Source organism: Caballeronia sp. INML2, assembly GCF_023631365.1.
Classification (GTDB): Bacteria; Pseudomonadota; Gammaproteobacteria; order Burkholderiales; family Burkholderiaceae; genus Caballeronia; species Caballeronia turbans.
Genome location: NZ_JALQDH010000082.1, coordinates 108,421 through 134,228 on the forward strand (window position 1 = coordinate 108,421; position 25,808 = coordinate 134,228).

Genomic DNA, 25,808 nt, shown 5'->3' on the forward strand with positions numbered 1-25,808 from the left:
ACCTGTATCAATCGATACACTTGACCAATTGGATCGCTTCGGGTGAGGCCGTCGCAATGGACGCGATTGAAAATGGACCCAAGTGCGATAAAACGGCCGCGTTTCGTGAAACAAATTCAGGTTATCTCGATAAGCTATTGAAATTTATATATTTTTTTGGGGCGAAGTTGGATTACCGTTGTTTCACGGGCATAGGAAAGGCTTCACTCACGGCGAAGACCAATACCCTCCGCTGCTCGATCACTCCGCTCCGGAATGGCGGAGATACTGCCGGACGGGTTGACGCCTTCAGCGGCCTATCACGACCTGCACGTAACCGATGAAGTATCGTTCGATTCGCGATGATGTTTATGGCGATGATCGCAAAAATCAACAACGCGGCACGTGGCCGCAAAGTGCGCTCGATTCGTCTCATTTTCGCAGGACGTCTCTAACTGAAAGCGCCGACTCCCCGGCGCCGTTATTCAACGCGTTCTTCGAAGGGCGAAGTGGTGCCCTGCAAGATGCCGTCTCTTGCCGAGCATCGCCCGAGCAATGGCGTCAAATAGCTGCGCCCGATAACGGTTCTTATGATCGGCACTCGCGCACAGTTTGCCGTGTGGCCCGGACTGTCGAGTGCAGTCATTTGGCCGGGTGCGTTCAGAGTACAAGGCTTTGGTCTCGCCGCCCGCCGGCCTGAGTACAACATGGCGTGCGGACTAAAGCGTTAGCTTCCATAGCGATGGATCGAGTGTCCGAATTCGGACACTAGGCGTGTCAGACGCTCGCATCTAGGCTCGATTTCACCGCGCGGTTACGATGCTAGCCCCAAAAATCCTCGAGAGGACACCTGGCTCACGCTTCATCTTGGCTGGAGGCATTCAGATCAACTGTCTACGAAACCGCTGGGGGTAGCCCAGGTCTTGGCCCCGGCTCGAATTAGGCGTGCGCAAATGCTAGCGTTCAAAAAATCAAACGCTGGCTGATTCTCGGGTAGTTGTTCGAGGATTTCCTACCCAGTTGATCCAAGGTTCCTCCTTGGGGCGCTATGCTGCAGGGACCGAAAAGTGTCCGAATTCGGACAGTCGGTGCGTACCGTGACGAATCGAGCGACAGAGGTTGATGATCCGTTTGCCTCCGCCCTAAGTGTCCGAATTCGGACACTCCTTCAACGCCCGGCGTATTTTTCGATTGCGCTCGATCGCGGACCATAAAAAAAGCCCGCCGAAGCGGGCTGTCCATTGGCTCACTCAGAGCGTATCGAGAACATCTTCCCAATATGATCTCTAAGCTGGTTTTCCTGCTCCTCCGTCATGACACCCGCTTTGAACTTGAACGTGAGCCCTTTCACGTCTTTCGTGATGCTCCCAGCCTGAACCTTCCCCGCGAATATCTTGAGAATGCTTCGACCGCCGGCATCCGTGGCTGACTCTCCCCGACTCGCCTGCGCGCTCAAACTCGCCGCTACCTTAGTCTGCACCAGATCACCGGAAAGAACCTGTGGCCACAATTCCTGAAGCGCCCTCAATCCTTGCTCGCCAGTCTTCTTCAGCGCGTTGACGATATCTTGCGCTGCCGAGGCCCCCAGAACAGAAGGATTCAAATCCAAATCGCGCTTCACGAAGTCCGGCAGCGAATCGTAGGCGAGAAATCGGTAGAGATCGCTCCGCGTAATCCCCATCGCTTCCGAAAGCCGCGTCCGATTAGGAAACTCCGACTCTGCCCGGCGAATCGCAATCGCAATCTCGTAGTCAGAGAGATCATCGCGCGTGACGTTCTCCATGAGCGCCAACGCAGCCATATCTTGGTCCGTGCACTCGATCACCACCGCACGAACCGACGTCTTGTTAATCAGTTTGTGCGCGCGCCAGCGTCGCTCGCCCGCGACGAGCTGAAACGCCTCGCCGACGCGCCGGACGGTAACTGCTTGCAGCAATCCGACTTCTCCGATCGAGCGGGCCAACTCAGCGAGTTTGGCCTCGCTGAACTGACGACGCGGTTGCCACGGGTTGGGCACAATGGCGTCAACGGGAATCTCCGTCTCGACGCCCCGCGCCTCGAGTTCCTGAATCCGAAGTTGCGCCGCGGCCAACGCGCTCGTGATGCCCGGCATCGTTTGCGGACCGCGGTTCGACTTATCCTTTTTGGTCTCACTCTTGAAATCCGCCGGCTTTGGCAAGTTGGCCGTCTTGGCCATGAGTTGTTCTCGGATGTTATTACTCATGCCGGCTCCTTCCACGATTTGACGAACATATCATCCAGCCATTTGGCATATTGCATCATGGGTTGCCGCACCCGTTGAAGCGACTTCGCCGTGGAATGCGTACTGACGACGTCAAGAGCGGTCGAGAAAGAAAGCGCGCCACCGCTCATTACAGAACTAGCCGGAATCTCAAACGGATCGAGCCAGCGACCATACGCGCTTTGCGCCCATTGACGTACAACCGGCGCAGACGAGGTCTTGCCGTAATCCACCTTCGACAACAGGATGGAAATGAAGTCGTAGACTTTGTCTTCCTCATACGGAAGGAAATCCTCGGCAACATCGGAGAATAGCCGCCAGAACGCGAGTGAACTAATGAAGTCGAGATTCTCCGGAATCATCGGCATGACGAGCGCGTCCGCTGCGAGCAGCGCATTAAGATTCATATACGACAGCGACGGCGATGTGTCGATCAAAATGTAGTCGTACTGCGATCGCAGCGGCTCGAGTCCCTCGCGCAGCACTGCCCAGAATCGGTAACCCTGAATCGTCTTTTGACGAGCGGGGAGCAGGAACTCTGCTCCATATAAGAAGGTATGTCCGGGGATAATGTCGAGGCCATCCCAATACGTCGACTGGACGCTTGCTCCGAGACCTCCTTCCACGTTCTGATCATAGATATAGGGCAGCACCGTGTCGTCGCCGGATATTTCTTTCTCGGCATAAAGACCACACAACTCCGAAGCCGAAGCCTGCGGATCGAGGTCGATGAGCAACACCTTGCGGCCCAGAAGCGTCAACGCTTGTGCCAGGCAAACAGTCGTCGTGGTCTTCGCCGAACCGCCCTTCAATTGAGCGGTCGTCAACACTTTGCCCCTGAAGGCACTGTCGCCGTCGCCAAGGCGAGTCTGATAGATATCGGATGCCATCTTCACCCAGACCCGTACCTCGGGCAGAGTAAACGTTCGACTGCGGCCGCTGCCGTTCAGCGTTCCCGGTGGCAACCCTCCTTCTCCCTTCGTCACCAGATACTGGATCTGCTGGCGGGTCAGATTGCACATCTCGGCCAGTTCGCTGATCGTATAAAAAGGCGCGAGCTTGCGAGGGCGCGGAGCGAGGATCTGCTCCCGGAGGTTGTCCGAAAAGGGTTCAAGGTTATCGGCGAACTCCGCCACTTCGCGAAGGGTGACCTTGCGGTCTTCCATAGGTAGGGTGCCTACGTTTGCCATTCTGCGCTTTCTCCATGTATTGACGTCGAAGCGCAGAATACACGAATACGCGTAAACAAGGTTGTATTGCGTCGAGAAATGACGCTTCGGCTACATCGAGACCGACATCCGATTGATTTTTCGGGTCTTTTTATGCCCAAGCGGATATCAACCGACTATCTTTCACGACCATAACGGCTCCGACGCGCTTCCGCCACCCGAATCCTCTCTCGCCCACAGCACAAAAAGCACCCCGGGGGGCGGTTTTTGGTCAACGATCCGTTTCTCTATTTACGCTGCATTTTCAATGACTTAGCAATTCGAATGCAAAATCCGTCCGTAAACTTCCACCGAGTCCGTTTTGTTTTTTTGTAAACCTAGACCCACCCACCAACAAACAAAGACCCTCATTTTGCTTAAAAATCAACGACCGTCCCTGTGGATAGGGACGCTTTTTGTGAAGCACGGGACGGTTTTTGTGCTGGATGCTCCGCAAATTGGGCTCATGGGAGCGGAAATTGTGTCGACCGGGGCGGAAATTGTGATCGAGTCCAGCGATCGGGGCGGTTTTTGTGCGGCTAGGCTCGTGAATCGCGCGGGGTGGTTTTTGTGTTGACACCCCTTGCTCGCCTGATAGAGTGCCGGGGATCGAAGCCGAATCGGAAGCATGGAAAACCAAGACCTCACTGTCACGCCGAAGCAGTTGGCACTGGACATCTACGAAGACATGTCCGCGCAAGGCTCGGCGATCTGCGAATCGACACGGGACATTGGTTTCCTGCGCAACAACATCTTCACGCGGGTCGGCGGCTTGGGCATTGCCGCGCGGCGCGTGCTCGATGCGGCGTACTTCATCGTCGCGACCAAAGCACCTGAAGAGCTCATCGACGACAAGGTGTACACGTTCACGGCCGACATCAACTACTTCAAATGGTTGATGCGGTATGACAGCCGCAACCACAGCCATCTGATCGCCCAGATGCGATCTGCGGCGCGGGCTCGTGTCGAAATCATGACGGCCCCGTCGATCGAAGAACTGACCGAAAAGGACTCGTGGGGCACCATCAGTCTGCTGGGTGATTGCTACATCGAGCGCAACGTCGTTTGCATCCTGCTTGCGGGACGCGTCATCAAGTATCTGATCAGTCCGTACAAGGCGCACTGGCTGAGCCTGCGGGCATCGACGGCGTTTTCGCTTTCGCTCGCCCGGGCAATCTACGACCGCCTCATCCCATGCGAAGGCCACGGCGTGACCGAGTGGTTCGCATTCGAAGACGTGCTGGAGTGGCCGGGAAAGGTCGGCGAGTCGCGCAAGGAAGTGAAAGAGTTCAAGAAGCGCTTCCTCGAGCCCGCGATCGACCAGCTCAACGATGTCTCGGATTTCGATGTCAGCTGGGAGCCCAATGCCGAACGCGTTACCGCGGACAAGCTGAAAATCCGGTTTCGCTTCACGAAGAAGCAGGGCGCGGATGCCGCCCGCGCCGGCATTCAGGATTCGATGTATCTCCTGTTGCACAACGAGTTCGCCTTCGATACGCCCGACTTCGAGCGCCTCGCCAAGCGCCGCGACGTCTGGACCGACGAGCGGCTCGAGCAGGCCATCGAATACACGCGTTTCAAGCTCAACGAGGGCAAGGTGACGGTCAGTCCCCGCGGCTATCTGTTCAAGGCGCTGGAGGGAAACTACCGGATCGGCGATGCGGATCGAAAGATGGCGTCGATCAAGGCGAAGCAACTCGAGGACGACAAGAAAGACCGCCGTTCGCGCGATACGGTGAAGGCGCACCTCGAAGCCAGCATCCAGGTCCAGAACGACACGGCGAAGGCCAAGATGAGCGAAGAGATCCGGGCCGGCCGCGAGTATTTCGAATCGGTCGACGCTCCGTCGCGCAAGGAGCTTTGCCATTCGTTCGTAAGCCAGTTGATTCCGCAGCGGCTCATCGAGAAACAGGGTCTTTCACGCGAAAGCGTCAGCGCCGACAACATTCTCACCGTCAATCGCGTGGTCGCCGATGCGTTCTGTGCGCATGTCTACGCGAAGCTGAAGAAGGCGCGCGCGGGCAGCCGGATCTGATTCGTACGAGGCGCTGCGAGATGATCCGCAATTCGTAGTATCCAACTACCCCGTCATCCAGGCCGCTTCAGCGGTTTCTGACAACCCGCGAGCACCGCGCCCGCCGCCAGCACGAGCGCGGAATAAACGAGGCCGCGCGTCAGCCCCGCGCTATCCGACACCCGCCCGATCACCACCGGCCCGACGATCTGCCCCAGCGCGAACACGATCGTGAATGCGTTGATGCCGGTCGGCCACTGATTCGCGGGCAGATTGTGCCGCACGAATGCCGTCGTCGACGCCACCGCCGACAGGAACGTCGCACCGAACAGCGTGCCCGAAATGAATGCCGCCAACGGATGCACGAGCATCGCGGGGATGAGCGTCGCCGCGGCGAGCAGCCCGTTGAGGATCGCCAGCGCCTGGCCGCCGCGCATGCGATCGAGTAGCCCGGACCACATCCGCGCCGATACCACCGTCGCTACACCCAGAAGGATATAGAAGCCGCTCACCACAGCCGCGCTCATGCCCGCGTTGCGAAGCAGGGCGACGATGAACGTCATGTAGCCGATATAGCCGATGCCGAAGCAGCCATATCCGGCGAGCGCGAGCGCGAAACGCCGCCGTTGCACAGGTGCGCCGGACACGGCATCCGTGCCGTGGCGCGCCGACGAAAGCGGATGCGCGGATTCGATCCGCCGCGCGGCCCAGACCGCGACGCCGGAAAAAGCGGCGCAGGCGGCGGCGAGCGCGAACCACGCGAAGCGCCAGCCGTGCGCAACGGGCAAGACCGCGACCGGAACGAGCAGCGACGAAATCACGATTCCCCAGCCCGTGCCGCCGTAGTAGAGGCCGATCACGAGCCCCGCATCGCGCGGAGACATCGATGCGAGCCGGGCGGCCAGCACACCGCCGCTCACGAAGATGAGCGCGCTGCCGATGCCTGTCGCGACGCGCAGCACGAGCAGGGCGTCGGTAGCGGTCGTTGCGCCGCTCGCCGCCATCAGCAAAGCGGTGAGCGCGCAACCAGCGATGAACAGCGTGCGTGACGCGACGCGCATCGACAATCGGGAGAACGCGAGCGCGCCGAGCAGATAGCCGAACGCGTTCGCCGTATTCATCGCGCCGGCCTGGGCGAAGTTCCACGCGAGGTCGAGCCGCATCGGCGGCAGAAGGAGCGCGTATGAAAAGCGCGCGAGCCCGAGCGCGATGGCGCTCCCGAGCGACAACGCCACCGCGAGCAAGAGCGCGTGTCTGCGATCGGCCTCGTAGACGATCGCGCGGGAAGGGGCTGGGCTGTTCTCGCGAAGGTCTGCGCTCGCATCGTCACGCTGTCTCACGCTCTTGTCGTCCTATGGATGGCGATTCGTCTTGTCATGTCGTCGGTCTGCCGGCCTATGGTATCGCGGACCGGTCACATTGCTTACACACGTCATGGCTAAGCTTCGCTGCGCTGTATGGATCTGCGCGACCCTGCCGGAGAACCCGATGTCGATCGTCTCGTGCCGCTACGTGAGCGTGGCCTGTTTCGCCGTATGCGTCAGCGCAATCGTTTGCGGATGCAGCAAGCCGGACGCGGATTCGCCGTCACCGGTCGCCGTCATGCGCAGCGAGCCGTCCGAAACAGCCGCCACGAGCGAGCTTCAGGACTGGGCGAAGCAGGCGACAGGAGGCGCATCCGCTCAAGCCGCGCGACCCGCCATGGCACGGGCCGCATCGGAGCCGCTCGCAACACCGGTGATGCACACAGTGGACTAACCTTTCCTATTCACTTCCCCCGCGAAACGAATGAAAAACAAGAACCGTCGTGACTTTCTGCGCGCGGCCGTCGAGGCCGCAGGCGCGACCGCCGCACTCAACGTGATGCCGCTCGGCATTCGCCAGGCGCTCGCGATTCCCGCGAACAACCGTCATGGATCGATCGAGGACATCGAGCATATCGTCGTGCTCATGCAGGAAAACCGGTCGTTCGATCATTACTTCGGCACCTTGCGCGGCGTGCGCGGTTTCGGTGACAAGAGCGCGGTGACGCTGCCGAATGGCAAGCCCGTTTTCAACCAGCCGATCGCGGCCGGCGCGGGCGAAGTGCTGCCGTTTCATCCCGGCGCGTCGAACCTCGGCCTGCAGTTCCTGCAGGATTTGCCGCACGACTGGGTGAGCGGGCAGGGCGCATTCCACGGCGGTCTGTACGATCAGTGGGTGCCGTTCAAGGGCACGACGACGATGGCGTACCTGCAACGCGACGACATCCCGTTCCACTATCAGCTCGCCGACGCCTTCACGATCTGCGACGCCTATCACTGCTCGACGAACACATCGACCGATCCGAACCGCTACTACATGTGGACGGGCTACCTGGGCAACGACGGCGCGGGCGGCGGTCCGGTCGTCGACAACGCGGAAGCCGGCTACGGCTGGTCCACGTTCCCCGAAGTGCTCGAACGCGCGGGCATCTCCTGGAAGATCTATCAGGACATCGGCGCCGGGCTCGACGCGAAAAACGCGTGGGGCTGGACTGACGACGCGTACATCGGCAACTACGGCGACAACTCGCTGCTCTACTTCACGCAATATCAGAACGCGCAGCCGGGCAGTCCGCTGTACGAAAAGGCGCGTCGCGGCACGAACGCGGCCGCCGGCGACGACTACTTCGCGATTCTGAAGCGCGATGTGCAAGCCGGCACGCTGCCGCAGGTCTCGTGGATCGTCGCCCCGGAAGCGTTCTCCGAGCATCCGAACTGGCCCGCGAACTATGGCGCCTGGTACGTCGATCAGGTCTTGCAGGTGCTCACGTCGAATCCGGATGTGTGGAGCAAGACGGCGCTTCTCATCAACTACGACGAAAACGACGGTTTCTTCGACCATCTCGTTCCGCCTTTCCCGCCGACTTCGAGCGCAAACGGACTTTCGACCGTCGATACGGGCGGCGAGATCTTTCCGGGCACCGCGAAATATGCGAGCGGCCCGTATGGACTCGGCGCGCGCGTGCCGATGCTCGTCGTGTCGCCGTGGTCGAAAGGCGGCTGGGTGTGCTCCGAAACCTTCGACCACACGTCGGTGATCCGCTTCATCCAGAAGCGCTTCGGCCGCGCGCACGGCCTGGCCGAACCGAACATCTCGCCGTGGCGCCGCGCGATTTGCGGCGATCTCACATCCGCGTTCGACTTCCGCAATCCGAACACCGCGACGCCCACGCTGCCCGCCACGAGCGGCTACGTTCCGCCCGACAAGCTGCGGCATCCAGACTACGTGCCTGTTCCGCCCGTCGCGCAGGCGATCCCGAAGCAGGAGCCGGGCGTTCGCGCCGCGCGCGCGTTGCCTTACGAACTGTTCGTGCGAACGCGCGCGGATGCGTCGAAGGACACCGTCTCGTTCGATTTCGTCAACACGGGCAGCGCGGGCGCGGTATTTCTGCTCTATCGCAACGCGAGCGCGGACGCGCCGCGCACCTACACGGTCGAAGCGCGCAAGCGTCTCGCGGACCGCGTCGCGGCGAATCCGGACGGCAGCTTCGATTTCGTCGTGCACGGCCCGAACGGCTTTCTCCGGCGGATCGCCGGCAAGGCGGGCGCGCAGTCGCACGGCTGGTGGTCGCGCGAGCAGGCCGCGCCCGATGTCGCGGAAGGTTACGACGTCGCCAACGGCAATCTGCAATTGCGGCTCGCGAATCGCGGAACGGCCGCGTGCACCTTCAGCGTGACCAATGCGTACGATCCCTCGAAGACGATCACGCGACGCGTGCGGGGCGGCGACACCGAGCAGGTCTACCTCGATTTGCGCGAAGCGCACGGCTGGTACGACGTCGAAGTCAAGGTCGACACCGATCGCGCATTCTTGCGCCGCCTCGCCGGTCACGTCGAGACCGGCCGCGACAGCATGAGCGATCCCGCGCTCGGGGAATGATCTCGATCGCAAGAATGACTTCCTTATCGCAGTAGGCAACGCCGACCAGCGAACTCTCATGCCCAACCCCGCGCATGCGGGACTTTTTTCCGATCGCGGCTCGTCGTGCAGCGCACATACGTGGGACATCACGCATTGCGAAGCGCGACGAACCCTGTGAAGATCGAGCGTGCACGCCAGTTCACGCTTGAGCTCGACGCGACGGTGAAATCAAAATGGCACGCCGCGCGTCGTATCGCACCATCGAATCCAACAACGAATTGGGGTGCAACACGGAGAGACGGGGATGAGAGAACGAGCAACAGTGCTGCTGGTTCGTCACCAGTCAGTACTGCTGGTCCGGGAACGCGGCGGACCGTGGTTGCTGCCGGGCGGCGCGGTGGCATTCGACGAACTGACGATTATTGCGGCGATCCGAGCGCTGCACGAAGACACCGGGGTGCAGGCGAGCGCCGCCGCTTTTCTGTTTCAGCAGGCATCGGCGCATCATCTGCATCATGTCTTTCGCATCGCGATACCGGACGACGTCCATCTGCGGCCGAAAGCCGGAGCCAGATTCCATGAGCTATTTTGGGTGGAGGCGCATCAGCTCGCGCATGTCAGCGCGACTCCGGGCACCCGGGCGATCCTGACGCGCGCAATGGGCGGCGGCCGTGAGTCCACGCGGCACGCGTGGAGCAACGGTGGGGTGGAGCAGGAGGCCGCGGCCGGTTTTGGGAGGCGCGGCCGCTAAGTCGCTTCGGCTTGTTTCCAGCTAACTGTATTTCTTGTCTGCGCAAACCACGCAGGCGCGTACTTCGCTGCGAAATGAATACTTTTTCGGCGACGTTGGGCCTATGCTACCGTTTGAACGGTTGCGGGCGCTCGAGCGAAGGTCGAGCGCCCGCACCTGCCATTGAGCAACGGAAGCATTCGCCCCTGATTGGCGGAGGAAACCATGAAGCTCGTCAGCATGTTTGCCGGAACCGTCGGATTCGTGGCCGTCGTCGGCCTTTCCTTATTGGCCGTTGCGGACATTCTCTTGACGCCATCCGACAAACCCGCAGAGAAAGAACGGCTCGCGTAACACGGCGCTTTCTTTCAGACCGCCGAATGACCGTTTAATTGTCGGTCAAATCGATGAGCCGGCTGTCCATGAAACGTCGAATTTCAGTTGAAGGCATTCGAATGCGAAATGCTGTCTTTCTATAACCAGACGACAGTGATAATGAGCGATGCATCATAATTCCATTATCGCGGACGCCCTTTGCTCCGGCGGCGCGACGATGCCAGGCCCGGCGGGGCAAGGGCCAAGTGCCGCCGGGCGCGGCGCGCGTCGACGGTCGATCGAACAGACCTGCTTTCACCCCTTTGTTCAGGGATTTGCGCGCGTCGGATGCATCCGAAAATCATGCCTACAGTTCGCATGCCGGAAATCGGCGAATTTGAGATGTGATATAATCGTCGATAAATCAAAGTTCATTCGGTCAAAACTTTCAGTCACGGGTTTTATCAAATGCTTGATTCAACGCGTATGAGCGCGGAGGAAGCATGTCAGTAGTCGGTGTCATAGGCGCAATTGTTTTTTTCGCAATAATCGGTCTTGCATTGCTGGCCGTGATCGAAATTATCTTTTCGCCTTTTGCCAAACATAAGGCAAATGAAACGAGCAAGCACGGCCACAAGCGGCCGACCTGGTATCGCAGGCGCGAAGTCGCCGTGCGCCGCGACGAGCCCTGATCGACGCCAAATTTTCCTGATCCGCCAACAGCTTAGCGTACCCTCCCGAGCCGGCTGACACAGCCGCCACCAGCCTGCCGATCATGAAGCAGTGCCATATTTTCGGCACATCCGTTCAAATCCCTCGCATTAATTAGCTCTCGCAACTGTGCGATAACGCACCGCACGCGCTTTCCCCAGACTCTAGTCTTTCTTCGCCGGCACACGCATGAAATGGACTGTTCATCATTTCAAAAGCGCCGGACCACAACACATATAAAGACAGTTAAGCGTTTAGCTAAAGACCTGCATCGGGTCGACTGGCGAATGGCTGCTGTCTGAGGGAAAAGAAATGGCGCAACCCGCATATCCTTCCGTGCTTGAATGGTGGACGCGCGTCGAAAAGCGGCTCTATGGTGACTCGGACGAGACTCCGCAGAGCCGCTCTCTTGTCCGTGCACCGATCATGGTCTTGTACGACGGCTGTGAGAACATCGAAGCGCTGTGGAAAGCGCTGCTCCAATGCCGAACGCCGCATATCCAGGTTGTTTGGAAGTCGCCCGAGTCGGACGAAATGCGTCTGCTGGCGGAGTCGTATGTCGCGATACCGGAGAAGCTCTTCTTCCTGAAGTCGCTTCAGACGAGCCTGCGGCGTGTCGCCGTTCTCGTCGGGCGGGCGCAGAAGCGTCTGGAGTCCGCTTCGTCGCCGCGTGACTTTCCGCTCGTCAAGGCGAAGGCGCAGCCGGCGCGACTTTCGGCTCTCACGTCGGCGTGCTTCGCGTTGCGGCATCTCGGCCGCAAGGTGCTGAATCAGCCGCTCAAGCTGCTGGTGCAGCGCGGACACTGGGTGCTGGCGTACCGTCGCACCGACACGCCCTCCGAGTTGCGCGCGGGGAGCAGTGTCGACGGTGACGAAAGCCGCAACTGGGTCACGCTTCCCGGCATGACGTCGCAATTTCACGCCGACCCGTTCCTCTGGCGCGGCAAGAACGGCGACTACCATCTGTTCTTCGAGAGCCTTCCCTACGACACGAACCGCGGGACGATCAGCCATATTGCGTTCGATCCGGTCAAGCAGACATGGCAGGAGACGCCGCGCGTCGTGCTCGACAAGAGCTATCACCTGTCGTACCCGTTTCTCTTCGAGCACGAAGGCGAGGTCTTCATGATTCCGGAGACCTGCGGCAATCGCACGATCGAGATGTATCGGGCCGCTTCATTCCCGACCGACTGGGCGCTGCACAAGGTGATCATGCGCGATGTCGTCGCCGCCGATACGACGCTCCATCACGACGGCAAGACCTGGTGGATGTTCACGAGCATCACCGAAGAGGGCGGATCGAACTGGGACGAACTGTCGATCTTCTATTCGGATAGCCCGTTCGGCGAATGGACCGCGCATCCGATGAACCCGGTCGTCTCCGACTGCCGTCTCGCCCGCATGGCCGGCAACCTGTTCAAGGACGCGCAGAACCGCCTGATTCGTCCCGCGCAGAATTGCGAGCGCGAATATGGCGCCGCGCTGACGTTCCGCGAGATCACCGAACTCACGACCACGACGTATGCCGAGCGGACCGTGTCGATTCGCACGCCGCCGCGCGGCCACCAGGGACTTCACACGTGGAATGCAGTCGGCGGGATCACCGTCATCGATCTGAAGACGCAGCTTCGCAAGTGGAATCCCTGGCGCGGGCCGATGAGGCGCGCATGACGCGACAGGCGCCCGTCGGCGGCTGCGCACGGGCAAGAGAACCGGCGTGTGGCACGTCGCACAGTGCGTGCCACGGCGCCGGCTTACATTGGTGATTCATCGGAGACTGGAAGCCGCATCGCGCGTTTGTCTTTAGCGCGCGTCACGCAGGTCCTCCGGCGAGGCAGCCCATCGCCATAAAACACCCGTCACAGCACCAGCATCTCCGCCAGCGGCGCGCGCGTCGGTTGCCTGGGGACGGGCCCATCGTAGAAAAACGGCAGCCGGGACCATGAAGCTTCTCCATGTCATCGTTGCGCTCAATGCGGACGGCGCTGAACGCATGCTCCAGCGACTCATCGAGTCGCACATCGAAGATCCGCGGTTTCGTCACGTCGTCTGCTCGCTCACGACGACCGGCAAGGTCGGTGAGGAACTTGCCGCTCGCGGCATCGACGTGCATAGCCTCGGCATGCGTTCGCCGCTCGGCTTTCCGCGCGCGCTGTGGCAACTCGTGAAACTGATTCGCGCAGTACGCCCCGACATCATTCAGACGTGGATGTATCACGCCGACTTTCTCGGCGGACTCGCGGGACGGCTCGCGGCGCACAAGCGCATCGTCTGGGGCGTGCGCACCACCGACGTCAGATCGGGCGGCTCGCGCGTGACCGTGCTGCTGCGCAAGGTCTGCGCGTGGCTGTCGTACTCCGTGCCGCAGGCGATCGTGTGCGCGGCCGAGGCATCGCGCCGGGCGCACGTATTGGTCGGCTATGACGCGAGCCGCATGATGGTCGTGCCGAACGGATTCGATGTCGCACGCCTTGCCGCGACGCCCGAGCAACGCGCCGCGATCCGCCAGCAATGCGGATTCGGCGATGGCACGGTCGTCGTCGGCATCCTGGGGCGTTTCCATCCGGTGAAGGATCATCAGAATTTCGTGCGCGCGGCAGGCATCCTGGCCGCGCGCCATCCCGACGTGCGTTTCATGATGGTCGGGCGCGATCTCGACGCGAACAATCGCGAGCTCGCCGACTGGATCGCGCAGACGGGATTCGCGTCGCGCTTCGTGCTGCTCGGCGAGCGGCGCGACGTGCCCGCGTGCCTGTCGGCGATGGACGTGTTCTGCCTTTCGTCGCGCACGGAGGGCTTTCCGAACGTGGTCGGCGAGGCAATGGCGATGGCGCTGCCATGCGTCGTCACCGATGTCGGCGATGCGGCCATGCTCGTCGCCAATACGGGCGTGGTTGTCGCGAAGGAAAACACCGACGCGCTCGCGGCCGGACTGTCCCGCGTCGTCGACATGACACCCGACGAGCGCATCCGTCTCGGCCAGATGGCGAAAGCGCGCATCCATGCCGAATTCACGATGATGCGCGCGCGCGAGCGTTTCGAAGATATCTACCTGCGGCTCGTCGAAGAAAAGTGAGCATCGCATAAGCGTGGCCTCTGGCCGCAACTTAAGGAGAACGAACATGTGCGGTATCGTCGGCTTTCTGGGTGGTCGCGGCATCGGCCCGGGCGACTCGAAGACAACGGTCAGGAAGATGGCGCTCGCCATCGCCTATCGCGGACCCGACGACGCGGGCGAGTGGACCGATGATCTGCGCGGCATCGCGCTCGGCCATCGCCGGCTGGCGATTCAGGATCTCTCGTCGGCGGGGCATCAGCCGATGTCATCGGGCAGCGGCCGTTATGTCATCGTCTTCAATGGCGAGATCTATAACCATCTCGATCTGCGCGATGAGCTCGAGGACACGCAGCGCGCGCCTGTCTGGCGCGGAAGTTCGGATACCGAAACATTGATGGCCGGCTTCGATGCGTGGGGCATTCAGGCGACCATCGAACGCGCGGTCGGCATGTTCGCGTTCGCCGTGTGGGACCGGCAGGAATGCCAGCTCACGCTCGCGCGCGACCGGATCGGCGAAAAACCCCTTTACTACGGCTGGCAGGGACAGGGCGAAGAAGCCGCGTTCGTGTTCGGCTCCGAGCTCAAGGGGCTGCGCGAGCATCCCGCGTTCGAGAACAACGTCGATCGCGGCGCGCTGACGCTGCAGATCCGTCACGGTTGCGTGCCGGCGCCGTATTCCATCTTCGAAGGCATCTACAAGCTTGAACCGGGCAAGATGCTCACCGTGTCGCTCGAACGGCGTGAGCCGCGCATCTGGCCGTACTGGTCCGGCGTCGAGGCGGCCGTCAACGGTGCGGCACGCGGCTTCGCGGGCAGCCCGGAGGACGCCGTCGACGAACTCGAGCACCTGCTGAGCGATGCGATCCGCCAGCAGATGCTCTCCGACGTGCCGCTCGGCGCGTTCCTCTCGGGCGGCGTGGACTCGTCGACCATCGTCGCGCTGATGCAGAAGCAATCGTCGCGTCCGGTGAAGACGTTCACGATCGGCTTCAACGAAAGCGACTTCGACGAAGCGAAGCTCGCGAAGGCCGTCTCGGCGCATCTCGGCACCGACCATACGGAGTTGTACGTGACGGCGCGTGAGGCGCTCGACGTCATTCCGCGTCTGCCCGAACTCTACGACGAACCGTTCGCCGATTCGTCGCAGATACCGACGTTCCTCGTGTCGCAGCTCGCCAGGCAACACGTGACGGTCTCGCTGTCCGGCGACGCCGGCGACGAGCTCTTCTGCGGCTATCAGCGCTACCGGACCGCACCCGACATGTGGGACAAGATGACGGTGCTGCCAGCGGCGCTGCGCAAGCTGGCGGCATCGGGCATCGTCGGGATATCGCCGAAGCGCTGGAACAGCATGGCGGGGCTGATGGAACCGATTCTGCCGTCGTCGCTGCGCGGCGTGAAAGTCGGCGACAAGCTGCACAAGGGCGCGCAACTGCTGTCGTGCCAGTCGCGCGACGAGGTTTATCTGCACCTGATGTCGCAATGGAACGACCCGGCCGCGCTCGTGATCGGCGGTCACCAGCCGCCGACGCTGATGACCGGCAACGCGCCGGCCTTCACCGGCCTCGACGACGTGCAGCGCATGATGGCGCTCGACATGATCACCTATCTGCCCGACGACATTCTCACGAAGGTCGATCGCGCCGCGATGGGCGTCTCGCTCGAAACGCGCGTGCCGTTCCTCGATCATCGTGTCGTGGAGTTCGCGTGGCGCCTGCCGCAGTCGATGAAGGTGCGCGACGGACAAACCAAATGGGCGCTGCGCCAGGTGCTTTATCGTCATGTGCCGCGCGCGATGATCGAGCGGCCCAAGCAGGGCTTCGGCGTGCCGATCACGCACTGGCTGCGCGGCGAGCTGCGCGACTGGGCCGAAGCGCTGCTCGACGCATCGCGGCTGCGTCGCGAGGGCTTCTTCGATCCGACGATCGTGCGGGCGAAATGGCAGCAGCATCTGTCGGGCGAGCAGAACTGGCACCGGCAGTTGTGGAACGTGCTGATGTTCCAGCAGTGGCTCGAGCATCAGCATGCTTCGTCGATCCCGCTGTTCACGTCGCCTGCGGCCGATCTCGCTGGCATGGAGAGCTGATATCGTTGCGCGGCGCATGCGCGCCGCGCGTGACGACATCCATGACGAAAGGCCCTGGTCTACCGGACCAGGGCCTTTTGCCTGGGCGCACACGCCTGCGATCTTCTCCCGGTTTCATGATGGGCAAATATGGGCAGGCGTAGCCGATGCGCTGCCGATTACGGCATCGGCACGGGCGTCTCCTTGCGCGCACACGCCCGCGATCGACGCGCCTGATTCTCCCCGTTTCATCAAGGGCGAACATGGGCAGGGCGTGGTTACGCCATCGCCGAATCTGTCAGGCCCCGGCCGGATGACGAACGGCCTTTTGTTCGTGCGCGAACGCCTGCGATCGACGCGCCCGATTCCCCCGTTTCCCGTTGAGAGAATCCACGAAGAGCGTGGTCGACGCTCGGCTCACGAGGGCACCGCCAAAGCAAAAGGCCCCGGTCTGATCGACCAGGGCCTTTCGTCTTTCTGCCATTCTCCGGCGCGCCTCGCGCCCGGAATTGCACGCCTACTTGTGATGCTGCTCGGGAACGGCGCGGGGAACGACGGGCTGTCTGCTGCCCACCAGCCAGCGCGGCGTCTTGAACCGGACGATCGCGGTGTACAGCCAGACATACGCGACGGCGAACACGACCGCGGTCACCGCGAGCACCACCGGGTTGTGCCAGAAGAGCGAGGCCGGCACGATGCCGATCATGCTCAGCACCCACAGATACGGCGACGTCCGCGCGTTTCTGCGCTGACGCTGACGCGGGTCGGAGCCTTTGCGCACGATACGCTTGAAAATCAGCGTATGCAGGTGGATGCCATCGGGCGCGCCGACCGGCCGGCCGCGCACGATCCTGCGGCGGTAGATCGAGAACAGCGTTTCGAAGAGCGGATAGATCGCCACGACCATGGCATACCACGCGCAGACGCTCGGGTGGCGGGCGACCAGCAGCACGAGCAGCTCCGCGATCGTGAAGCCGATGAAGTACGCACCGCCGTCACCGAGAAAAATCGACGCCGCGGGATAGTTCCAGATCGCAAAGCCGCCGATCGCACCGATCATCGTGAGCGCGGTGCTCATCACGAGCAGGTCGCCGACTTCATGCGCGACATAGCCGATCGAACCGAAGATCAGAATCGCCACGACTGCGGCGAGCCCGTTGAAACCGTCGATGATGTTGACCGCATTGGTGAGGCCCGCGACCGCGAGCACCGTCAGGCCGATCGCGATGGGCGCGACGGAGAGAATCGGATCGACGAGCGGAAGGTCCACGCGGCTGACCACGCCGTTGAGCAGGAACGCGCCCAGGAGCGCCGCGAGCATCGCACTGAGAAGGCGTGCACGAACACTCACGCGCTTGGTCAGATCCTCGATCACGCCACTCGCAAATGCCGGCGCCGCACAGAGCAGCAGCAGCAGGGACTCCTCACGCGGATTACCCCCGAAAATCGCGGCGATGGGAAAGGTCACGCAGGCCGCAACCATCAGCGCGATGCCGCCGATTCTCGGCACCGGATGAGAATGATTCTTTTGAACCCCGTTCAAATCGTGATCCAGGGAAAGCGCCCCGTAGCGTCCCGCGAATCGAACTATAAGTAGCGTCATGCAGAAAGAACTGATGAAGCCAAGCGCAAGGTTTAACATTTTTTTCACTCACGAAGAGGGCGCATCTCTTTTCGAATATCAAAACCCGAAAACGTATGGTAGGTACAACCCCCGCCATTGTCCACGCATTTATGGCGCTTTAATGTGTGAAACCGAGCCTATCGGGATTATATCGGGACTTCCCCCGATTATTCATACAAACCGGCTTTTAAAATCCCGTTAAAACACGATTTTCATATAACGGACTTAAAAAATCGCTTTAGAGAAATCGTGCGTCGTCGGTGCGCAAGCCCACTTTCGGGCGCATTTTCTTCGTGGGGCCGGTACGTTTTGCCGCGGCAAAAGGCCGTCAGGTCGTCTCTACGCCTAGCATAGGCTAAAAGAACCACGGCGGCAGGCGAAAAATGTCCGCAAATCGAACCCCGGCTAAACCGGCTTTCTTCATAAAATTAGCAGTTCGATTAAAAGCGATTATATGTGCGGTGGCGCGCATACAGCAATACGCGTTGTGATAGCTTCCGATTTGCTCAAATGGCCCGCATACTCAATAAATTCTTAAAAGTGGGTTATAGAACACTCGATCGCGTTGAAAGGTTCGTTAAACAACAAAAATCGTCTGTTGGAATTTCTCTTTTTTTGAGTCGTGTGTTTCAATACGACTGCAATGCCGGGGCGGGATTTTAACGGCTCCGAATGTCGACCTGAATTCAAGAATAAGGAAATAGTGTTTGCGCCCCTTTGGGCGCGCTGCAAGTGTTTCGATCCGCATCCGGTGCGCATGTCGCGCCGGTCCCATAAGAGCCTGTAACGAGACGTTCCATGAAAGTTAAAAATCAGGCGTCAGCCGTAACGGCCGAGACCGACAAAGAGATCGAGCTCACGTCGATTCTCGAAACGCTGGGCCGTCACTGGAAGATGATCGCGACGACCGTGGCGGTCGTCTTCAGCATCGGGGTGGTGTACGCGTATTTCTCCGCGCCGATTTACCAGGCCGGCATGCTGGTCCGCGTCGACGACTCGACCGCCGCGCCGCCGACCGATTCACGCGACATGGTAAGAACCGCTGCCGCGATGTTCGACCAGCGGGCGACGGCCGAAGGCGAGATCCAGGTCATCGGCTCCAAGTTCGTGCTCGGACCCGTCGTCGATGCCCTCAAGCTGTATATCCAGGCCGCGCCGCATCGCTTCCCGCTGATCGGCGGGATGGTCGCGCGCATGAACGACGAAACGTCGACGCCGGGTCTCTTCGGCCGTGGCGGCTACGCCTGGGGCGCCGAATCGATCGACGTGTCCGCGTTCGACGTGCCGAAGAAGTTCGAAGGCAAGGAATACACGCTGCGCTATCTCGGCAACGGCCAGTATCAGGTTCGCGGTCCGGGCGTCGAAACGGGCGTCGGCGGCCAGGTCGGCACCGTGCAGCGCTTCGACACGGAAGCGGGCCCGATCTCGCTGCTCGTCGGCTTCATTCACGGCGAGAAGGGCGTCGAATTCGATCTCACGCGTAATTCGCGCACGTCCGCCATCGACCGGCTGCAGAACTCGCTGACGATCGCCGAGCAGGGCAACAAGTCGGGCGTGATCAGCACGTCGCTGGAAGGCAAGGATCCGGTGCTCGTGGCGGCGATCATCAACGAACTCTCGCAGATGTACGTCCGGCAAAACGCCGATCGCCGCGGGATCAACGCCGCGAAGTCGCTCGAGTATCTCGAGCAGCAGTTGCCCGACGCGAAACGTCAGATGGAAACGGCCGAGGACAACTACAACGCCTATCGCAACAGCCGCACGCTGTTCAATCCGGACGAAGAAGGCCGCATCGTCATGCAGCAGGCTTCGCAGGCGGACGCCCAGTTGCTCGACCTGAAGCGCCGCCGTTCGGACCTGGCAGTTCACTTCTCGCCGTCGCATCCGAGCGTGGTGGTGATCGACCAGCAGATTGCGGCGACCGAGAAGTACATCAACGACCTCGCAGCGCGCGTCAAGGCGATGCCGGCAGCCGAGCAGGGCGCGCTTCGCCTGCAACGCGACGTGCGCGTGAGCACCGATGTGTATTCGGCGTTGCGCAACAACATCGAAACGATGCGCCTGATCAGGGCCGGCCGCGTGCCGACCGTGGAACTGCTCGACCGCGCCGAAGTGCCCGAGCGTCCCGTCAAGCCGGTCAAGGCGCTGGTGCTCGTGATCGCAGCAGGCCTCGGACTCTTCATCGGCATCGTGCTCGCCTTCGCTCGCGACTTCCTGTTCAAGGGCGTGCTCGACCCGAAGGAACTGGAATCGAAGACGGGTCTTTCGGTATTCGCGACGATTCCGGACAGCGAACGCCAGAAGGAACTCGCGAAGCGCATCGCCGACAAGCGGCCCGAACAGCTCGCGCTCGCCTCGCGTTACCCGACGGACCCGGCCGTGGAAGGCCTGCGCATGATGCGCTCCTCCCTCCACTACGCGTTGATGGATGCGCCGAACAACGTCGTGATGCTGGCGGGCCCGCTGCCGGGTATCGGCAAGTCGTTCGTGTCGGCGAATCTCGCGACGCTGCTCGCGGCCGGCGGCAAGCGCGTGCTGCTCGTCGATTGCGACCTGCGCCGCGGCCACCTGAACCAGTACTTCGGCCTGCCGCGCGGCAAGGGGCTCGTCGATATCGTCAACGGCTCCAGCACGCTCGAAGAGACCGTGCATCGCTCGGTGCTGAACAACCTCGACTTCGTGCAGTGCGGCTTCTATCCGCCGGACCCGGCCGAGCTGCTCCTGTCGAACGCGTTCACGGAATCGGTGAGCCGCGCATCGGAGCAATACGACATCGTGCTGCTCGACGCGCCGGCGATCCTGGCGGTGTCCGACACGGCGATCATGGCGCCCGTCGCGGGTTCGATCTTCCTGGTCGCGCGTTATGGGGATACGCGCTCCGGGGAAATCTCGGAGTCCGTGAAGCGGCTTGAACAGTCGGGCGCAAGCGTCACCGGCGTACTGCTCAACGGCTTCAAGGTGCATTACGGCAACTACGCCCAGGCGCGTCAGTACGGCGGCTACGCCTACGCTGCCTACAAGGCCGAGAAGGCTGACTAGAGGCTGACTCATCCGGCATGCGCTCCTGCCGGACCCCGAATCAAAAAGTAGTACTAAACAAACGTCCTGAGTCGTATAACGAGGAGAAGTGAATATGTTCTCGCCGCATGAGTTGAAACTCGGCATCGTGGGCCTGGGCTATGTCGGCCTGCCGCTCGCCGTTGAATTTGGAAAGCGTCATCCCGTCGTGGGCTTCGATATCAACCGCGCGCGCATCAACGCGCTGCGCGAAGGCCGCGACGTGACGCTCGAAGTCGACGATGCCGAGCTGGCCTCCGCGACGTTCATGCAATACAGCGCCGAAGTCGAAGACTTGCGCAGCTGCACCGTCTTCATCGCCACCGTGCCGACGCCGATCGATCACTACAAGCGTCCGGACCTCTCGCCGCTGATCGGTGCATCGACGACCATCGGCAGCGTGCTGAAGAAGGGCGATGTCGTCATTTATGAATCGACGGTTTATCCCGGCGCGACCGAGGAAGAATGCGTGCCCGTGCTCGAGAAGATGTCGGGCCTGAAATTCAACGAGGACTTCTTCGTCGGCTACAGCCCGGAGCGGATCAACCCGGGCGACAAGTCGCACCGTCTGCCGGACATCAAGAAGGTCACGTCCGGCTCGACGCCCGAAGTGGCCGACTTCGTCGACGAGCTGTATCGCGGCATCATTACCGCGGGCACGCACAAGGCGAGCAGCATCCGCGTCGCCGAGGCGGCCAAGGTGATCGAGAACACGCAGCGCGACGTCAACATCGCGCTCATCAATGAACTCTCGATCATCTTCAACAAGATGAATATCGATACCGAATCCGTGCTGCTCGCGGCCGGCACGAAGTGGAACTTCATCCCGTTCCGCCCGGGCCTCGTCGGCGGCCACTGCATCGGCGTAGACCCGTACTACCTGACGCACAAGGCGCAGGCGATCGGCTACCACCCGGAGATCATTCTCGCGGGGCGGCGTCTGAACGACAGCATGGGCAATTACGTCGTCTCGCAACTCGTGAAGACGATGACCAAGCGCGATATCGCCATCTCCGGTGCGCGCGTGCTCATCATGGGCCTCACCTTCAAGGAAAACTGCCCGGACCTGCGCAATACGCGCGTGGTCGACATCATCGCCGACCTCAAGGAATACGGCGTCCAGGTCGATGTGTACGACCCGTGGGTGTCGAAGGAAGAGTCGCGGCACGAGTACGGCATCGATCCGATCGAGCAGCCGGCCAAGGGCGCGTACGACGCGATCGTGCTCGCCGTCGCGCACCAGCAGTTCGCCGAAGAAGGCGCGGAAGGCATCCACGCATACGGCAAGGCGAAGCACGTGCTGTGCGACCTCAAGTACATCCTGCCGCTCGAGTCGAGCGACATGCGTCTCTGAGGCTCGGTGGCATCGGCGTGACTGCCGATGCAGGCCGTCGCACAACATCGCCGCGGTTCGGCCCTCGACATTCGGGGGTTGCCCGCGGCGATGTCAACCGGACGTTCGGAGTTCGCAATGAAGATGCCCAAGGTAGTTCTGTACGCCAACACCGATTGGTATCTATATAACTTTCGCCTTTCGTTCGCTCGCAGACTGCGCGATGCGGGTTTCGAAGTCATTCTGTTGTCACCCGACGGCGAGTACGGCCCGAAGCTGCGCGATCTCGGTTTTCGCTGGCACGCGGTGCCGATGAACCGTCGCAGCCTGAATCCGCTTCGCGAACTGGCGCTCGTGCTGTGGCTCGCGCGCTTCTTCCAGCGCGAAAAGCCGCAGCTCGTGCACGGCTTCACGATCAAGAGCGCGGTGTACGGCTCGTTCGCGAGCAAGCTCGCCGGCGTCCCCGCGCGCGTGAACGCGGTCGCGGGCATGGGCTACGTCTTCACGAGCCGCGACCTCAAGGCGCGTATCCTGAAGCCGGTCGTGCGCCAGGTGATGCGCACGGCGCTGAACGGCCGCGACAGCATTCTCGTCCTGCAGAATCCGGACGACATCAAGCTGTTCGAGGCCGCGCGCATCGTCGAGACGCAGGGGATCCGCCTCATCAAGGGATCGGGGGTCGATCTGACGCGCTTCAAGGTGCGCGAGGAATCGGCCGAAGACGCGGGCAAGCCGCTGCGCATCCTGCTGGCGGCGCGGCTCGTGTGGGACAAGGGTATCGAGGAATACGTCGAGGCGGCGCGCATGTTGCGGCGCGAGAATCGCACCGTGCGCTTCCTTCTCGCGGGCTCGCCCGATGACGGGAATCCGGCGTCGGTGAGCACGGCGATGGTGCAGGGCTGGGTGAAGGAAGGGCTCGTCGAATGGCTCGGCCATGTGAGCGACATGCCGAAACTCTTCACCGAAGTGGATGTAATGGTGCTGCCGAGCTATCGCGAAGGCTTGCCGAAAGCGCTGATCGAAGCCGCCGGCTGCGCGCTGCCGCTCATCACGACCGATGCGCCGGGCTGCCGCGAAGTGGTCAGCGAGTCGGGTGTGGATGGCTTGCAGGTGCCGGTGCGCGACGCCCGCGCGCTCGCCGACGCGATTCGCCAGCTCGACGACGACCGCGCGCTCGCGAGAAAGCTCGGCCTCGCCGCGCGGGAAAAGGCACTGAAGAATTTCGACGAACGCATCGTCATCGAGAAGACGCTGGCCGTGTATCGCGAGCTGGTGCCCTCGATCGCGATCGAAGGCGAGCGCCGCGAACATGCCGCGCCCGTCGGTAATCTTGGAGACTTTCATGTCTGATCGTTACGAATCGATCCGCCAGCAACTGACGCGCGCTCCGCGCAAGTGGCTGATCACCGGCGTGGCCGGGTTCATCGGCTCGAACCTGCTCGAAGCGCTTCTCAAGCTCGACCAGGAAGTCGTCGGGCTCGACAACTTCGCGACGGGCCATCAGCGCAATCTGGACGAAGTGCGCTCGCTCGTGAGCCCCGCGCAATGGAACCGTTTCAGCTTCATCGAGGGCGACATCCGCAATCTCGACGATTGCCGCGCCGCGGTGAAGGGCGCCGCCCACGTGCTGCACGAAGCCGCGCTCGGCTCGGTGCCGCGTTCCGTGAACGATCCGATCACGACGCACGAAGTCAACATCAGCGGCTTTCTGAACATGCTCGTCGCCGCGCGCGACGCGAAGGTGGAGAGCTTTACCTACGCGGCGTCGAGCTCGACGTATGGCGATCATCCGGGCTTGCCCAAAGTCGAGGATCGTATCGGCCAGCCGCTGTCGCCGTACGCGGTGACGAAATACGCGAACGAGCTGTACGCATCGGTGTTTGCGCGCACGTATGGCCTGAACGCCATCGGCCTGCGTTACTTCAATGTCTTCGGCAAGCGTCAGGACCCGGACGGCGCGTATGCGGCCGTGATTCCGAAGTGGACGGCCGCGCTCATCGACGACGAGCAGGTGACCATCAACGGCGACGGCGAAACGAGCCGCGACTTCTGCTTTATCGATAACGTCGTGCAGATGAACATCCTCGCGGCGCTGTCCGACGCGGCGGCGCGCAACCAGGTCTACAACGTCGCGGTCGGCGATCGCACGACGCTCAATCAGCTGTACGACGCGCTGAAGCGCGTGCTCGCCGAGAACGGCGTGCCGAACGACGGCAGCCCGGTGTACGCGCCGTTCCGCGCCGGCGACGTGCGCCATTCGCAGGCCAACGTCGACAAGGCCGCGCAGTTGCTGGGCTACGCGAACGCCATTGCGCTTGCGGACGGGCTCGCGATCGCGATGCCGTGGTACATCCGCTTCCTTTCCGAGCGGCGGCTCGTGCCGGCGGAAGCCGACATGGCGGCGAGGCCCGCATGAAGATCGTCGTTTTCATCTACTCGATGCACGGCGGCGGCGCGGAGCGCGTCACCGCCAATCTCGCGAACGAGTGGGCGGCGCTCGGCTGGGAAGTGACCGTCGTCACGCTGACGGCCGGTGAGGGCGACGTCTATCCGTTCCATCCGCGCGTGAAGCGCATCGAGCTCGGACTCGCGGGCGGCGTCGAAGGCGGCGGCATGCTGCGAACGGTGATGGCGAACCTGAAGCGCGTCCTCGCCTTCCGCAAGGTGCTGCGTGAGACGAAGCCGACGGTTGCGCTCGGCGTCATGGCGACCGCCAACGTGCTCGCCGTTCTCGCGGGCATCGGCCTGCCCTACAAGATCATCGCGAGCGAGCACACGCATCCGCCGCGCGCACCGCTCACGCCGTTCTGGGAGCGTCTGCGGCTGCTGACGTACCGCTTCGCGGACAAGGTCGTCGCGCTCACCGACGAAACCCGCGAATGGATCGAAACGCATTGCCGTTGCACCGACGTCAAGGTGATTCCGCCGCCGTTCACGCTGCCGATCGCGCGGACGAATCCGGTCATCGAGCCGCGCAGCGTCGTCGGTGACGAGCGCCGCGTGTTGCTCGCGGTCGGACGGCTGTCGCCTGAAAAGGGCTTCGACAGTCTCATCGACGCGTTCAGGAAAATCGCCGGCGCGCTGCCGCAATGGGATCTCGTGATCGTCGGGGAAGGCCTGGCGCGCGCGAGTCTCGAGCGGCGCCTAGAGGAGGCAAGGCTGCGCGGCCGCGTGTTCCTGCCGGGCCGCGCCGGCAACGTGGCGGACTGGTACGAACGCGCGGATCTCTACGTGCTGAGCTCGCACTTCGAAGGCTTCTCGATGACGCTCGTCGAAGCGATGGCGAGCGGCTGCGCGGCCGTCAGCTACGACTGCGATTCCGGCCCGCGCGTGATCGTCACGCACGGCACGAACGGCCTGCTCGTGAATCCGGTGGGCGATGCGGCCGCGCTCGCGAAGTCGCTCGAAACGCTGATGAGGGACGACGCCGAGCGTCATCGCATGGCGTTGTGCGCGACATCGGTCAACGAGACCTTCGCGCTGCCGAAGACCATCGCGCTGTGGCAGGAAGTGTTCGAAGAGTCCGGCGTGAAGGTTCCGCGGCGCGCGGCGGACCTGCGCGTTCCCGTTGCCGAGCGATGAGGAGC

General features: G+C 61.9%; 18 protein-coding genes. 13 read left to right on the forward strand and 5 right to left on the reverse strand.

Translation table 11 applies throughout. The features are described 5' to 3' along the window. Positions 1-1,225: 1,225 nt before the first annotated feature. The gene (locus NCT32_RS28860; protein ID WP_061119529.1) at positions 1,226-2,203 is read right to left on the reverse strand and encodes a ParB/RepB/Spo0J family partition protein; all 978 of its coding nucleotides are present in this window, start codon (positions 2,201-2,203) and stop codon (positions 1,226-1,228) included. After that, positions 2,200-3,411 (reverse strand): AAA family ATPase, encoded by a 1,212-nt coding sequence (locus tag NCT32_RS28865; protein WP_061119530.1) that lies wholly within the window; start codon positions 3,409-3,411, stop codon positions 2,200-2,202. The genes NCT32_RS28860 and NCT32_RS28865 overlap by 4 nt, the downstream gene beginning before the upstream one ends. A gap of 646 nt (positions 3,412-4,057) precedes the next feature. On the opposite strand from NCT32_RS28865, the gene NCT32_RS28870 reads away from it, so the two are divergent. Beyond that, complete coding sequence (locus NCT32_RS28870; protein WP_061119531.1) at positions 4,058-5,464, forward strand: replication initiation protein; 1,407 nt, start codon at positions 4,058-4,060, stop codon at positions 5,462-5,464. A gap of 53 nt (positions 5,465-5,517) precedes the next feature. On the opposite strand, the gene NCT32_RS28875 is transcribed toward NCT32_RS28870, so the two are convergent. Both NCT32_RS28875 and NCT32_RS37335 read right to left on the reverse strand, forming a co-directional pair. Then, complete coding sequence (locus NCT32_RS28875; RefSeq protein ID WP_409219315.1) at positions 5,518-6,783, reverse strand: YbfB/YjiJ family MFS transporter; 1,266 nt, start codon at positions 6,781-6,783, stop codon at positions 5,518-5,520. 168 nt (positions 6,784-6,951) lie between these two features. After that, on the reverse strand, positions 6,952-7,077 hold the full coding sequence (locus NCT32_RS37335) for a hypothetical protein (RefSeq protein WP_284502442.1): 126 nt from the start codon (positions 7,075-7,077) through the stop codon (positions 6,952-6,954). A gap of 154 nt (positions 7,078-7,231) precedes the next feature. On the opposite strand from NCT32_RS37335, the gene NCT32_RS28880 reads away from it, so the two are divergent. The 7 genes from NCT32_RS28880 (at position 7,232) to asnB (ending at position 16,228) form a co-directional block, all read left to right on the forward strand. Beyond that, entirely contained in the window at positions 7,232-9,346 is a 2,115-nt protein-coding gene (locus tag NCT32_RS28880; protein WP_061119532.1) for a phosphocholine-specific phospholipase C, read from the forward strand. Positions 9,347-9,650: 304 nt separating this feature from the next. Then, entirely contained in the window at positions 9,651-10,079 is a 429-nt protein-coding gene (locus NCT32_RS28885; protein WP_250478075.1) for an NUDIX domain-containing protein, read from the forward strand. A 204-nt stretch (positions 10,080-10,283) separates the two neighbouring features. After that, the gene (locus NCT32_RS37340) at positions 10,284-10,412 is read left to right on the forward strand and encodes a hypothetical protein (RefSeq protein ID WP_284502443.1); all 129 of its coding nucleotides are present in this window, start codon (positions 10,284-10,286) and stop codon (positions 10,410-10,412) included. A gap of 464 nt (positions 10,413-10,876) precedes the next feature. Next, positions 10,877-11,065, forward strand: coding sequence for a hypothetical protein (locus NCT32_RS28890; protein ID WP_143756365.1), 189 nt, complete (start codon positions 10,877-10,879; stop codon positions 11,063-11,065). 331 nt (positions 11,066-11,396) lie between these two features. Then, positions 11,397-12,755: a hypothetical protein gene (locus NCT32_RS28895; protein ID WP_061119533.1), complete on the forward strand. Its 1,359-nt coding sequence runs from the start codon at positions 11,397-11,399 to the stop codon at positions 12,753-12,755. Between the two features lie 271 nt (positions 12,756-13,026). Beyond that, positions 13,027-14,160, forward strand: coding sequence for a glycosyltransferase (locus NCT32_RS28900; RefSeq protein ID WP_061119534.1), 1,134 nt, complete (start codon positions 13,027-13,029; stop codon positions 14,158-14,160). Positions 14,161-14,206: 46 nt separating this feature from the next. Then, positions 14,207-16,228 carry an asparagine synthase (glutamine-hydrolyzing) gene (gene asnB / locus NCT32_RS28905; RefSeq protein WP_250478076.1) on the forward strand — a complete coding sequence of 674 codons (2,022 nt, stop codon included), beginning with the start codon at positions 14,207-14,209 and terminating at the stop codon, positions 16,226-16,228. A 496-nt stretch (positions 16,229-16,724) separates the two neighbouring features. On the opposite strand, the gene NCT32_RS28910 is transcribed toward asnB, so the two are convergent. Beyond that, a complete protein-coding gene (locus NCT32_RS28910) occupies positions 16,725-17,849 on the reverse strand; it encodes a glycosyltransferase (protein WP_061119536.1) in 1,125 nt (374 codons plus the stop codon). A gap of 780 nt (positions 17,850-18,629) precedes the next feature. Between NCT32_RS28910 and NCT32_RS28915 the strand changes: the two genes are divergently transcribed. From NCT32_RS28915 to NCT32_RS28935, 5 genes are all read left to right on the forward strand, one after another. After that, on the forward strand, positions 18,630-20,870 hold the full coding sequence (locus NCT32_RS28915; RefSeq protein WP_061119537.1) for a polysaccharide biosynthesis tyrosine autokinase: 2,241 nt from the start codon (positions 18,630-18,632) through the stop codon (positions 20,868-20,870). A gap of 94 nt (positions 20,871-20,964) precedes the next feature. Then, positions 20,965-22,242, forward strand: coding sequence for a Vi polysaccharide biosynthesis UDP-N-acetylglucosamine C-6 dehydrogenase TviB (gene tviB, locus NCT32_RS28920; protein ID WP_061119538.1), 1,278 nt, complete (start codon positions 20,965-20,967; stop codon positions 22,240-22,242). A gap of 117 nt (positions 22,243-22,359) precedes the next feature. Then, entirely contained in the window at positions 22,360-23,571 is a 1,212-nt protein-coding gene (locus NCT32_RS28925; protein ID WP_061119585.1) for a glycosyltransferase family 4 protein, read from the forward strand. Next, the gene (locus tag NCT32_RS28930; protein WP_061119539.1) at positions 23,564-24,637 is read left to right on the forward strand and encodes an SDR family oxidoreductase; all 1,074 of its coding nucleotides are present in this window, start codon (positions 23,564-23,566) and stop codon (positions 24,635-24,637) included. Before NCT32_RS28925 ends, NCT32_RS28930 begins: the two co-directional genes overlap by 8 nt. Next, positions 24,634-25,803 carry a glycosyltransferase family 4 protein gene (locus NCT32_RS28935; RefSeq protein WP_061119540.1) on the forward strand — a complete coding sequence of 390 codons (1,170 nt, stop codon included), beginning with the start codon at positions 24,634-24,636 and terminating at the stop codon, positions 25,801-25,803. Before NCT32_RS28930 ends, NCT32_RS28935 begins: the two co-directional genes overlap by 4 nt. The last annotated feature ends 5 nt before the right edge of the window (positions 25,804-25,808 follow it).

Excerpts from the sequence above, each read along its gene's own strand:
- NCT32_RS28860 (WP_061119529.1), bottom strand. The coding sequence starts at position 2,203 with ATGAGTAATAACATCCGAGAACAACTCATGGCCAAGACGGCCAACTTG.
- NCT32_RS28865 (WP_061119530.1), bottom strand. The coding sequence starts at position 3,411 with ATGGCAAACGTAGGCACCCTACCTATGGAAGACCGCAAGGTCACCCTT.
- NCT32_RS28870 (WP_061119531.1), top strand. The coding sequence starts at position 4,058 with ATGGAAAACCAAGACCTCACTGTCACGCCGAAGCAGTTGGCACTGGAC.
- NCT32_RS28880 (WP_061119532.1), top strand. The coding sequence starts at position 7,232 with ATGAAAAACAAGAACCGTCGTGACTTTCTGCGCGCGGCCGTCGAGGCC.
- NCT32_RS37340 (WP_284502443.1), top strand. The coding sequence starts at position 10,284 with ATGAAGCTCGTCAGCATGTTTGCCGGAACCGTCGGATTCGTGGCCGTC.
- NCT32_RS28890 (WP_143756365.1), top strand. The coding sequence starts at position 10,877 with ATGTCAGTAGTCGGTGTCATAGGCGCAATTGTTTTTTTCGCAATAATC.
- NCT32_RS28895 (WP_061119533.1), top strand. The coding sequence starts at position 11,397 with ATGGCGCAACCCGCATATCCTTCCGTGCTTGAATGGTGGACGCGCGTC.
- NCT32_RS28900 (WP_061119534.1), top strand. The coding sequence starts at position 13,027 with ATGAAGCTTCTCCATGTCATCGTTGCGCTCAATGCGGACGGCGCTGAA.
- asnB (WP_250478076.1), top strand. The coding sequence starts at position 14,207 with ATGTGCGGTATCGTCGGCTTTCTGGGTGGTCGCGGCATCGGCCCGGGC.
- NCT32_RS28910 (WP_061119536.1), bottom strand. The coding sequence starts at position 17,849 with ATGTTAAACCTTGCGCTTGGCTTCATCAGTTCTTTCTGCATGACGCTA.
- NCT32_RS28915 (WP_061119537.1), top strand. The coding sequence starts at position 18,630 with ATGAAAGTTAAAAATCAGGCGTCAGCCGTAACGGCCGAGACCGACAAA.
- tviB (WP_061119538.1), top strand. The coding sequence starts at position 20,965 with ATGTTCTCGCCGCATGAGTTGAAACTCGGCATCGTGGGCCTGGGCTAT.
- NCT32_RS28925 (WP_061119585.1), top strand. The coding sequence starts at position 22,360 with ATGAAGATGCCCAAGGTAGTTCTGTACGCCAACACCGATTGGTATCTA.
- NCT32_RS28930 (WP_061119539.1), top strand. The coding sequence starts at position 23,564 with ATGTCTGATCGTTACGAATCGATCCGCCAGCAACTGACGCGCGCTCCG.
- NCT32_RS28935 (WP_061119540.1), top strand. The coding sequence starts at position 24,634 with ATGAAGATCGTCGTTTTCATCTACTCGATGCACGGCGGCGGCGCGGAG.